Genomic DNA, 12,807 nt, shown 5'->3' on the forward strand with positions numbered 1-12,807 from the left:
TTCGCGGTCGAGGTGGCGCTGTTCCGGCTGGTTGAGGCGTGGGGTCTGCGCCCGGACTTCCTGGCGGGTCACTCGATCGGTGAGCTGGCGGCCGCGCATGTCGCGGGTGTCCTGTCGCTCGCCGATGCCGCGAAACTGGTGGCGGCGCGTGGTCGTCTGATGCAGGCGCTGCCGGCCGGTGGCGCGATGGTGGCCGTCCAGGCGAGCGAGGACGAGGTGCTGCCGCTGCTCACGGACGAGGTGGGCATCGCAGCCGTCAACGGGCCTACGGCGGTGGTGCTTTCGGGTGCCGAGGCGGCTGTCCTGGAGGTGGCCGCGCAGCTGGCGGCTGGGGGTCGCAAGACCAAGCGCCTGACCGTGAGCCACGCGTTCCACTCGCCGCTGATGGACGGCATGCTGGCCGAGTTCCGGTCCATCGCTGAGGGGTTGACGTTCAACGCGCCGCAGCTGCCGATCGTTTCGACGCTCGACCAGCAGGCCGACCTGACGTCCCCCGAGTACTGGGTGCGTCACGTTCGCGAGGCCGTCCGCTTCCGCGACGCCGTCGAGACGCTGGAGCGCGAGGGTGTCCGCACCTTCCTGGAGCTGGGCCCCGACGGCACCCTCTCCGCGATGGGTCAGGACTGCGCCACCGGCGAGGAGAGCGCTTTCCAGCCGACCCTGCGCGCCGCCCGCCCCGAGGTCCGCACGCTGACCACCGCCCTCGCCGCGCTGCACGTGCGCGGCCTGGAGGTGGACTGGTCGGCGGTCTTCACCGGCACCGGCGCCCGCCGGATCGACCTTCCCACCTACGCCTTCCAGCGCCAGTCGTACTGGCCCGAGCGACTGCCCGCCGCCACCGCACCCGGCGCGAGCCGGACCGCAGTGGACAGCACGGACGCCCGCTTCTGGGAGGCCGTCGAGAGCGAGGACCTTTCCGTGCTGGCCGCCACCCTGGAGGTGGACGCCCACGACGCGCAGTCGTCGCTGAGCGCCCTGGGCCCGGTGCTGCCGGTGCTGGCGGCCTGGCGACGCCAGCAGCGTGAGCAGTCGCTGGTGGACACCTGGCGCTACCGGGTCGACTGGAAGCCGCTGGCGGCCGAGCCGACGGGCTTGCTGACCGGCACCTGGCTGCTGGTCGTCCCGGCCGCGCGGGCCGCCGATGGCTGGGTGTCCGCCGCCGACCAGGCCCTGGCCGACGCCGGTGCCCAGGTCCGACGCCTCACCATCGACACCGCGTGCGACCGCGCCGACCTGGCCGAGGAGTTGCGCACCGCGACCGCCGAGACCGGCGGCCTCTCCGGTGTGCTCTCGCTGCTCGCGCTGGACCAGGAGCCGCACCCGACCCACCCGGTGCTGCCCGCCGGGCTCGCCGCGACCGCGGTGCTGACCCAGGCGCTCGGTGACGCGGGTGTCGGCGTGCCGCTCTGGTGCGCGACCACCGGTGCGGTCCAGACCGGTCCTGCCGACACCATCGGCAACCCCGCGCAGGCCCAGATCTGGGGCCTGGGCCGGGTGGTGGCGCTCGAGCACCCGGAGCGCTGGGGTGGTCTGGTCGACCTGCCGGTGGCAGCCGACGAGCGCGCGGCCGACCGTCTGGCCGCCGTCCTCGCCGAAGCCACAGCTGGAGCCGGAACCACAGCCGGAGTCGGCACCGCCGGCGAGGACCAGCTGGCGATCCGCCGCTCGGGCGTCCTGGTCCGCCGGCTGGCGCGGGCCGGCCGGCCGCAGGCGTCCGTGCCGGCCTGGAAGCCGCGCGGCACGGTGCTGGTCACCGGCGGCACCGGGGCGCTGGGCGCCGAGGTGGCCCGCTGGCTGGCCCGCAACGGTGCCGAACACCTGGTGCTCACCGGGCGACGCGGCGCCGATGCCCCCGGAGCCGAGGAACTCCAGGACGAGCTGGTCGAGTTGGGCGCCCGAGTCACCCTGGAGGCGTGCGACGTCGCCGACCGCTCGGCCGTGGAGGCGCTGCTCAAGCGGCTCACCGCGGAGGAGTACGACGGCATGCCGCTGCGCGCGGTCGTGCACGCGGCCGGTGTCACCCAGGACACCGCGCTGACCGACAGCGACCTGGGCGAACTCTCCTGGGTCATGGACGCCAAGGTCTCCGGCGCGATCCACCTGGACGCGGTGCTCGGCGACACCGAACTGGACGCCTTCGTCCTCTTCTCCTCGATCGCCGGGGTGTGGGGCAGTGGTGGCCAGGCGGGCTACGCGGCGGCAAACGCCTTCCTGGACGCGCTCGCCGAGCGGCGCCGCGCGGCCGGCCTGGTGGCCACCTCGGTGGCCTGGGGCCCGTGGGGCGAGATCGGCATGGCGGCCGAGGACCCGCAGGCCGCCGACCAGTTGCGCCGCCGTGGCCTGCGGGTGCTGGCCCCGGAGCTCGCGATCACGGCCCTGCAGCAGGCACTGGACCACCAGGAGACGGCGCTGACCGTCGCCGACGTGGACTGGGCGCTGTTCGCCCCGGCGTTCGCAGCGGCCCGGCCGCGCCCGCTGATCGACGAGGTCCCCGAGGCCCGCGAAGCCCTGGCGGACACCACGTCCGCCGGCGAGGGCGACGCGGCCGAGCAGTCGGCCGCGTTCCAGGAGCGGCTGCGGGCGCTGCCCGCCGCCGACCGGGACCGCGCCCTGCTGGACCTGGTCCGCACCGAGGTCGCCGCCGTCCTCGGCTACGCCGGGGCCGGCGCGGTGGAGGCCGAACGGGCCTTCAACGAGCTCGGCTTCGACTCGCTCACCGCCGTCGAACTGCGCAACCGGCTCAACGCGGCCGGCGGTCTGCGCCTGCCGACCAGCCTGGTCTTCGACTACCCGAACCCGAAGGCGCTGGCCGAGTACCTGGGCGCGGAGCTGGTGCCCGATGCGGCCGACGCCGCCGCGCCGGTGCTGGCCGAACTGGACGCGCTCGACCGGTCGCTGGCCGCGATGGACTCCGACGACGCCGACCGGGCCCGGGTCACGGCCCGACTCCAGGCCCTGATGGCGAAGTGGAACGCGACCGAGGAAGCGGCCGACAACGCCGAGAACGACGAGCTGGCGAACGCGTCGGCCGACGACCTCTTCGACATCATCAGCCGTGAATTCGGCCGGGACTGAGGCGACCGAGATGACTTCCGCACCGCCCGAACGGCCGCCGACCGAGCAACTGCTGCCCGGCCAGCCCACGCTCGACCGGCCCACGCTCGACCAGCTCGCGCTCGACCGGCCCACAGCCGATCAGCCGACGGCTGATCACCTCATCGCCACAGCCGATCAGCTCACCATCGGTCAGCTCATGACCGCGATCTTCCGCTCCCCGACCGCACGTGTTCCGGCTTCCCCGAAGGTGGCCCTCTGATGGCAGACGAACAGAAGCTCCTCGACCACCTCAAGTGGATGACGGCCGAGCTGCGCAAGACCACCCGCAAGCTGCGCGAGGTCGAGGACGCCGAGCAGGAGCCCATCGCGATCGTGGCGATGACCTGCCGCCTGCCCGGCGGCGTGCGGTCGCCGGAGGACCTGTGGCGGCTGGTCGCCACCGGCGGGGACGCCATCACCCCGTTCCCGGCCGACCGGGGTTGGGACGTCGACGGCCTGTACCACCCGGACCCCGACCACCCCGGCACGGTCTACGCGACCGGCGGCGGCTTCCTGCACGACGCGGGGCGCTTCGACCCGGAGTTCTTCGGCATCAGCCCGCGCGAGGCGCTGGCGATGGACCCGCAGCAGCGCCTGCTGCTCGAGGCGTCCTGGGAGGTGTTCGAGCGGGCCGGCATCGACCCGGCCACGCTGCGCGGCAGCCGGACCGGCGTGTACGTCGGCGGCAGCTACCAGGGCTACGGCTCGGAGCTGAAGGAGGTGCCGGAGGGCGTCGAGGGCCGGCTGCTGACCGGCAACGCGACCAGCGTGCTCTCCGGCCGGATCGCCTACACCCTGGGCCTGGAGGGCCCGGCCGCCACTCTGGACACCGCCTGTTCCTCCTCGCTGGTGGCGCTGCACTGGGCGTGCCAGGCGCTGCGCCGCGGCGACTGCTCGCAGGCCCTGGTCGGCGGCGTCACCGTGATGGCCACCCCGGACGTCTTCATCGAGTTCAGCCGCCAGCGCGGCCTCTCGGCGGACGGCCGTTGCAAGTCCTTCGCGGCCGGCGCGGACGGCACGGGCTGGTCCGAGGGCGTCGCGATGCTGCTGGTCGAGCGTCTCTCCGACGCCCGCCGCCTCGGGCACCCGGTGCTCGCCGTGGTGCGCGGCAGCGCGGTCAACCAGGACGGCGCGAGCAACGGCCTGACCGCCCCCAACGGCCCGGCGCAGCAGCGGGTGATCCGCCAGGCCCTGGGCGACGCCCGGTTGACGGCCGACCAGGTCGACGTGGTCGAGGCGCACGGCACCGGCACCACGCTGGGCGACCCGATCGAGGCCCAGGCCCTGCTGGCCACCTACGGACGCGAGCGCGCCACCGAACAGCCGCTCTGGCTGGGCTCGTTGAAGTCGAACATCGGCCACACCCAGGCGGCGGCGGGTGTCGCCGGTGTGATCAAGATGGTCATGGCGATCCGGCACGGAGTGCTGCCGCAGACCCTGCACGTGGACGAGCCGACCCCGCACGTGGACTGGTCGGCGGGCGCCGTGGAGCTGCTCACCGAGGCCCGGGACTGGCCGCGGACGGGCGAGCCCCGGCGGGCCGCGGTCTCCTCCTTCGGCGTCAGCGGCACCAACGCGCACACCATCCTGGAGCAGGCGCCGGAGCCGGCCCCGGCCGAGGTCGCCGAGGAGCCGGCGGCGCCGGTCACCACCGCGGCCCCGGTGCTGACCGCGGTGGTGCCGTGGCTGCTGTCGGCGAAGAGCGCCGACGCGCTGCGCGCCCAGGCCGGACGGCTGCTGACCCAGCTGACCGCCGACGCCGACGCCGGGGCCGACGCCGACCTTGATCCGGCCGCCCTGGGCTACTCGTTGGCGACCACCCGCGCCGCGCTCCCGCACCGCGCGGTGCTGGTCGCCGCCGAACTGGACGACTTCCGCCGCGAGCTGCGCGCGCTGGCGGCCGGCGAGACCACTGGTCAGCGGGTCGTGCGGGGCGAGGTCACCGACGGCCGGCTCGCCTTCCTGTTCACCGGGCAGGGCAGCCAGCGGGCTGGGATGGGCGCGGAGCTGTACAGCGCTTTCCCGGTGTTCGCGGTGGCCTATGACGAGGTCTGTGCGGAGTTGGACCGGCACCTGGAGAGGCCGCTCAAGGACGCCGACGCGCTGATCGACCAGACCGCGTACACCCAGCCGGCGCTGTTCGCGATCGAGGTGGCGCTGTTCCGCCTCGTCGAATCCTGGGGCCTGCGGCCCGACTTCCTGGCCGGGCACTCGATCGGTGAGCTGGCCGCCGCGCACGTCGCGGGCATCCTCTCGCTCGCCGACGCGGCCAAGCTGGTGGCGGCGCGTGGTCGTCTGATGCAGGCGCTGCCTTCGGGTGGTGCGATGGTGGCGGTGCAGGCGACCGAGCAGGAGGTGCTGCCGCTGCTGGCGGGCCGCGAGCACGAGATCGGCATCGCCGCCGTCAACGGGCCCACCTCCGTGGTGGTTTCGGGTACTGAGCAGGCCGTGTCGGAGGTCGCCGGACAGCTGGCGGAGCTGGGGCGCAAGACCAAGCGGCTCACGGTCAGCCACGCGTTCCACTCGCCGCTGATGGACCCGATGCTGGCCGAGTTCCGCGCCATCGCCGCGGAGTTGACGTTCAACGCGCCGCAGCTGCCGATCGTCTCCACGCTCGACCAGTCCGCCGACCTGACCTCGCCCGAGTACTGGGTGCGCCACGTCCGTGAGGCCGTCCGCTTCGCCGACGCCGTCGAGACGCTGGAGCGCGAGGGTGTCCGCACCTTCCTGGAGCTGGGCCCCGACGGCACCCTCTCCGCGATGGGCCAGGACTGCGCCACCGCCGAGGAAAGCGCATTCGCGCCGACCCTGCGCGCCGATCGGCCCGAGGTGGAGACGCTGCTGACCGGCGTCGCCCGGGTCCAGGTGCGTGGCGGCGCGCTGGACCGGGAGGCACTCTTCGCAGGCCGCCCCGCTCGCCGGGTCGACCTGCCGACCTACGCCTTCCAGCACGACTGGTACTGGCTGGAGTCGGGTGGTGCCGGCACCCTGGCCGGGGCCGCCGCGGCCGATGCGACCGACGCGCAGTTCTGGGCAGCGGTTGAGCGCGAGGACGTCACGGAGCTGGCTGCGACGCTCGCGGTCGAGGACGGCGGCGCGCTCGGCGAGTTGCTGCCCGCCCTGGCGGCCTGGCGCCGGCAGAGCCGCGCGCAGTCCACGGTCGACGGTTGGCGCTACCGGATCAGCTGGCAGCCGCTCGCAGACGCCGCATCGGTTGTGCTGTCGGGCACTTGGCTGGTGGCGCTCCCGGCCGGGCAGCGCGACGAGGCGCTCGTCCAGGGCGTCGCGCGGCTGCTGACCGCGCGCGGCGCGACGGTCCGGCTGCTGGAACTGACCGGCGCCGCGCGCGGTTCCTTCACAACTCAGCTCAATGACAGTCTCTCTGACGGAGCGTCGGTCTCCGGCGTGCTCTCCCTGCTCACGCTGGACGAAGCCACCTCCGTGGCCGGGACGCTGGCCCTGGTGCAGGCGCTGGGCGATGCCGCGATCGCGGCGCCGCTGTGGTGCGTGACCCGTGGCGCGGTCGCCACCGAGCGCGCGGAGCGGCTGGCGAGCCCGGTGCAGGCCCAACTCTGGGGCCTGGGCCGGGTGGCCGCGCTGGAGCAGCCGGAGCGCTGGGGCGGTCTGATCGATCTCCCCGCAGCCCCGGACGACCGCGCGCTGTCGCTGCTGGCCGCCGCGCTGAGCGGCGTCGGCGGCGAGGACCAGCTCGCGGTGCGCTCCGCGGGCCTGCTCGCCCGCCGCCTGGTCCGCGCCCCGCGCGGCGCGGCGACCCCGTGGCGGCCGTCCGGCACGGTGCTGGTGACGGGTGGCACCGGGGCGTTGGGCGCCGAGGTGGCGCGCTGGCTGGCCCGCAACGGCGCCGAGCAGCTGCTGCTGGTCGGCCGACGCGGCCCGGAAGCCCCGGGTGCGGCGGAACTGGTCGCCGAGCTGGCCGAGTTGGGTGCCACCGCGACCGTCGTGGCATGCGATGTGGCCGACCGCGCGGCGCTGGCCGAGCTGCTGGCGGCCCAGCCGGTCTCGGCCGTCTTCCACACCGCCGGCGTGCTCGACGACGGCGTGTTGGACGGCCTGACCGCCGAGCGGTTCGAGAGCGTGGCCCGTCCCAAGGTGGACGCCGCCCGCAACCTGCACGAACTCACCAGCGACCTGAGCGCGTTCGTCCTCTTCTCCTCCACCGCCGGCGTCATCGGCAACCCCGGTCAGGCCAACTACGCGGCCGCCAACGCCTATCTGGACGCGCTCGCCGAGCAGCGTCGCGCCGACGGTCTGCCGGCCACCTCGATCGCCTGGGGTCCGTGGAGTCGTGGCGGGATGGCCGCCGATGGGGGCCTGGAGCAGCGGTTGCGCCGCGAGGGCGTGCCGCCGATGGCCCCGGCTCCGGCGATCTCCGCCCTGCAGCAGGCGTTGGAGAACGGCGACACCGCACTCGCGGTCGCCGACATCAGCTGGGACCTGCTGCTCGGCGGTGCCACCGGCAGCCGCCGCGCCACCATGCTGTTCGACGCGATCCCCGAGGCCCGCCAGGCCTTGGCGTCGGCCGGTGCCGGTTCCGGTGCCGACCAGGAGGTGCAGCACGGTCCGCTGGCGCAGCGCCTGGCCGGCCTGGCTCCGACCGAGCGGGACCGCGCGCTGCTCGAAGCCGTCCGTACCGAGGTGGCGGCCGTGCTCGGCTATCCCGGGCCGGACGCGGTGGACGCGGCCCGAGCGTTCAAGGAACTGGGTTTCGACTCGCTGACCGCCGTCGAGCTGCGCAACCGCCTGAACGCCGTCACCGGCCTGAGCCTGCCGAGCACGCTGGTCTTCGACTACCCGACCTCGGCGGCGCTCGCCCAGTACCTGCGCACCGAGCTGTTCGGCCGGGAGGCCGCCGCCGAGTCGACCACCGCGCGCAGCGCGGCTGTGGCTGATGAGCCGATCGCGATCGTCGCGATGAGCTGCCGGTTCCCCGGCGGTGTCGGCTCGCCCGAGGAGCTGTGGCAGCTGCTCGCCTCCGGCGGCGACGCGATCTCCGGCTTCCCGACCGACCGCGGCTGGGACTTGGAAGCGCTTTCCGGCAGCGATGAGGCGCAGTCCTCGCACACCCGCGACGGTGGTTTCCTCTACGAGGTCGCGGAGTTCGATCCGACCTTCTTCGGTATCTCGCCGCGTGAGGCGCTGGCGATGGACCCGCAGCAGCGGCTGTTGCTCGAGACCTCCTGGGAGGCGTTCGAGCGGGCCGGCATCGACCCGGCCACGCTGCGCGGCAGCCAGGGCGGCGTCTTCGTCGGCACCAACGGCCAGGACTACCTCACCCTCGCCGCGACCTCGGCGGACGAGCTCTCGGGCCAGTTGGGCACCGGCACGGCGGCGAGCGTGGTCTCCGGCCGGCTCTCCTACACCTTCGGCCTGGAGGGCCCGGCCGTTACGGTCGACACCGCCTGCTCCTCCTCACTGGTCGCCCTGCACCTGGCCGCGCAGGCGCTGCGCAGCGGTGAGTGCACGATGGCGCTGGTCGGCGGGGTGACCGTGATGTCCACCCCCGGGGCGTTCGTGGAGTTCAGCCGCCAGGGCGGATTGGCCGCCGACGGGCGCTGCAAGCCGTTCGCGGGCGGCGCCGACGGTACGGGCTGGGGTGAGGGTGTCGGCATGCTGCTCGTGGAGCGGCTCTCCGAGGCTCAGCGCCTCGGGCACCCGGTGCTCGCGGTCGTGCGTGGAAGCGCTGTCAACCAGGACGGCGCTTCGAACGGTTTGACGGCCCCGAACGGACCGTCGCAGCAGCGGGTGATCCGGCAAGCGCTTTCCAACGCCGGCCTGACGGCGGACCAGGTCGACGCGGTCGAGGCGCACGGCACCGGCACCAAGCTGGGTGACCCGATCGAGGCCCAGGCTCTGCTGGCCACCTACGGGCAGGGCCGACCGGCCGACCGGCCGCTCTGGCTCGGCTCGATCAAGTCGAACATCGGTCACACCCAGGCCGCCGCTGGTGTCGCGGGCATCATCAAGATGGTGCTGGCGATGCGCAATGGTGTGCTGCCGCAGAGCCTGCACATCGACGAGCCGACCCCGCATGTGGACTGGTCGGCGGGCGCGGTCACGCTGCTGGCCGAGAACCAGGTGTGGCCGGAGACCGGGCGGCCGCGCCGGGCCGGCGTCTCCTCCTTCGGCATGAGCGGCACCAACGCCCACGTCGTCCTGGAGCAGGCACCGGCAGCCGCCGTGGCCGAGTCGGCTGACGCACCCAGCACCCTCGGCACCGTGCCGCTGCTGCTCTCCGCCCACACCGAGCCCGCGCTGCGTGCACAGGCGGAGCGGCTGCGCTCCTGGGCCGGCGACCGGCCGGACCCGGCCGGGTTGCTGGACCTGGCCTACTCGCTGGCGACAGGCCGGGCGGCGCTGGAGCACCGGGCCGTAGTGGTGACCAGCGGTAATGAGGGGTTCCTGGGGGGTCTTGAGGGGTTGGTCTCGGGTGACCCCGGTGCGACTGTGATCCGGGGCTCGGCCACGGGCGGCAGGTTCGCCTTCCTCTTCACCGGCCAGGGCAGTCAGCGGCTGGGCATGGGAGCTGAGTTGTACGAGACGTACCCGGTGTTCACCGAGGCTCTCGACGCCGTGTGCGCGGAGTTCGACGGGCACTTGGAGCGTCCGCTGCGGGAGGTGCTGTTCGAAGCCGGCGACGGCGAGCTGCTGAACCAGACCGCGTACACGCAGCCCGCCCTGTTCGCGATCGAGGTGGCGCTGTTCCGGCTGGTGGAGTCCTGGGGTCTGCGCCCCGACGTCCTGGCGGGTCACTCGATCGGTGAGCTGGCGGCCGCGCACGTGGCGGGTGTGTTCTCGCTGGGCGACGCCGCGAAGCTGGTGGCGGCGCGTGGTCGTCTGATGCAGGCGCTGCCGGCCGGTGGCGCGATGGTGGCGGTGCAGGCCGCCGAGACGGACGTGCTGCCGCTGCTGGCGGACCGGTCGGACGTCGGTATCGCCGCTGTCAACGGCCCGACCTCCGTGGTGCTCTCCGGCGCTGAGGCGGCCGTCCTGGAGGTGGCCGAGAAGCTGGCCGCCGAGGGTCGCAAGACGAAGCGCCTCACCGTCAGCCACGCATTCCACTCGCCGCTGATGGACCCGATGCTCGCCGAGTTCCGTGCCATCGCCGCGGAGTTGACGTTCAACGCGCCGCAGATCCCGATCGTCTCGACGCTCGATCAGTCCGCCGATCTGACCTCGCCCGAGTACTGGGTGCGTCACGTCCGTGAGGCCGTGCGTTTCGCCGACGCGATCGTGACGCTGGAGCGCGAGGGCGTCCGTACCTTCGTGGAGCTGGGTCCGGACGGCACCCTCACCGCGCTGGCCCAGGAGTGCGCCACGGCCGAGGAAAGCGCTTTCACACCGACCCTGCGCACCGACCGCCCCGAGGCCCGGACGATCACGACCGCGCTCGCCCTGGCCCACGCGAACGGGGCGGCCGTCGACTGGCCGGCCTACTTCGCCGGCACCGGCGCCCACCGGATCGACCTGCCCACCTACGCCTTCCAGCGCGAACGCTACTGGCCGACCCCGTCCGCCGACGCCCCGTCCGCCGGAGACCGCGGCCGGGACACCACGGACGACCGCTTCTGGGAGACCGTCGAGCGCGAGGACCTCGAAACGCTGACCGCGACCCTGGGCCTGGACGGTGACCAGCCGCTCAGCTCGGTGCTGCCCGCGCTGTCGACCTGGCGCCGGCACAGCCGCACCCGTGCGACCGTGGACGGCTGGCGTTACCAGGTCGGCTGGCACCCCGTCACCGGCACGCCCGCCGCGGCGCTCACCGGCAGCTGGCTGCTCGTCACCGCGGCCGCCGACGCCGACTCCGAGCTCACCGCGGCCACCCGCGCCGCGCTGACCGGGCACGGCGCCGACGTCCGGCAGCTCACCGTCGGCACGGCGGACGCCGACCGCGCCACCCTCGCCGACCGGCTGCGCGCCGAACTCGCCGTGACCGGCCCGCTGGCCGGCGTCGTCTCGCTGCTCGCCCTCGACGAGACCCCGCACGCCGCGCACCCCGCGCTGCCCACGGGCCTGGCGGTCACCGCGCTGCTGGTGCAGGCGCTGGGCGACGTGGAGTCGGCGGCACCGCTCTGGTGCCTGACCCGTGGCGCGGTCGCCACCGACCGTGCCGACCGTCTGACCAACCCCGGGCAGGCACAAGTCTGGGGACTGGGCCGGGTGGTGGCGCTCGAGCACCCCGACCGCTGGGGCGGCCTGATCGACCTTCCCGAGCAGCTGGACGAGCGCGCCCAAGCCCTGCTGGTCGGCGCGCTCGCCACCGGTGACGGCGAAGACCAGCTCGCCGTGCGCCCCGCCGGCCTGCGCACCCGCCGGCTGGTCCGGGCGTCGCAGCCCGCGACCGGCACCGCCTGGCGCCCGCGCGGCACCGTGCTGGTCACGGGCGGCACCGGCGCGCTGGGCGCCCAGGTGGCCCGCTGGCTGGCCCGGGGCGGCGCCGAGCACCTGGTGCTCACCAGCCGGCGCGGCCCGCAGGCCCCCGGCGCGGCCGAGCTGCGCGAGGAACTCACCGCCCTGGGCGTCACCGTCACCATCGCGGCCTGCGACGTCGCCGACCGCGAGGCACTGGCGACGCTGCTCGGCTCGCTGGACCGCCCGCTCAGTGCGGTGGTGCACGCGGCCGGCGTGGTGGCCGACGCCAGCCTGATGGACAGTCAACTCGCCGACCTGGCAGCGGTGATCGATGCCAAGGTGACCGGCGCGGTGCACCTGGACGCGCTGCTCGGCGACGCCGAGCTGGACGCCTTCGTGACCTTCTCCTCGATCGCCGGAGTCTGGGGCAGCGGCGGCCAGGCGGCCTACGCCGCCGCCAACGCCTTCCTGGACGCCCTGGTGGACGCTCGCCGAGCCCGCGGCCTGTCCGGCACCTCGGTGGCCTGGGGCCCCTGGGGCGAGGCCGGCATGGCGGCGGGCGAGGCGGCCGAGGAGCACCTGCGCCGGTTCGGCCTGCCGGTGATGGATCCCGCCGCCGCGCTGCTCGGCCTGCAACTGGCCCTGGACAGCGGGGCTGCCACGGGCGTGGTCGCCGACGTCGACTGGGCCCGCTTCGTGCCGTCCTTCACCGCCGCCCGGCCGCGCCCGCTGATCGGCGAACTGTCCGAGGTGCGGCAGGCGTTGGCCGCCGAGCAGGCCGCCGCCGCGCCGGTCGCCGACAGTCAGCAGGGCGGACTTCGGTCCAGGCTGGCCGAGTTGAGCGGCGTCGAGCGCGATCGCGCACTGCTGGAGCTGGTGCGCGGCCAGGTGGCCGACGTCCTCGGCTACGCCGGTGCGCACGCGGTGGAGCCCGCCCGGGCGTTCCGGGCACTCGGCTTCGACTCGCTGACGGCGGTCGAGCTGCGCAACCGGCTCGCCGGGGCGGCCGGCCTCAAACTGCCTGCCAGCGCGGTCTTCGACTACCCCACGCCCGCGGCACTCGCCGAGCACCTGCGCGACGAGCTGTTCCCCGACCAGGCCCGCGAAGCCGCCCTGGACCCCCAGGAGGCCGAGTTGCGCCAGGCACTGGCAGCCATTCCGCTGGCCCGGTTCCGCGAACTGGGGCTGCTGGAAACCCTGTTGAGCCTGGCCGATCCCGGTGCCGACAGCGTGCTCCCGGACAGCGGCGACGGGCTGGACCTGATCGACTCGCTCGACCTCGACAGCCTGATCGACATCGCTCTAGACAGCAACGATTCCTGACCCGTCCGAAGCGGAGCC

The 12,807-nt window shown here is 74.3% G+C and carries 3 protein-coding genes; all 3 read left to right on the forward strand.

The features are described from left to right. The coding region (locus tag P3T41_RS33015) for an SDR family NAD(P)-dependent oxidoreductase (protein ID WP_280694292.1) at positions 1-3,075 on the forward strand (3,075 nt) is incomplete at its 5' end. A gap of 10 nt (positions 3,076-3,085) precedes the next feature. Beyond that, entirely contained in the window at positions 3,086-3,316 is a 231-nt protein-coding gene (locus P3T41_RS33020; RefSeq protein WP_280694293.1) for a hypothetical protein, read from the forward strand. Then, the gene (locus P3T41_RS33025) at positions 3,316-12,789 is read left to right on the forward strand and encodes a type I polyketide synthase (protein ID WP_280694294.1); all 9,474 of its coding nucleotides are present in this window, start codon (positions 3,316-3,318) and stop codon (positions 12,787-12,789) included. Before P3T41_RS33020 ends, P3T41_RS33025 begins: the two co-directional genes overlap by 1 nt. Positions 12,790-12,807 lie beyond the last annotated feature (18 nt).

Source organism: Kitasatospora sp. GAS204B (assembly GCF_029892155.1).
In the GTDB taxonomy this organism is placed as follows: domain Bacteria; phylum Actinomycetota; class Actinomycetes; order Streptomycetales; family Streptomycetaceae; genus Kitasatospora.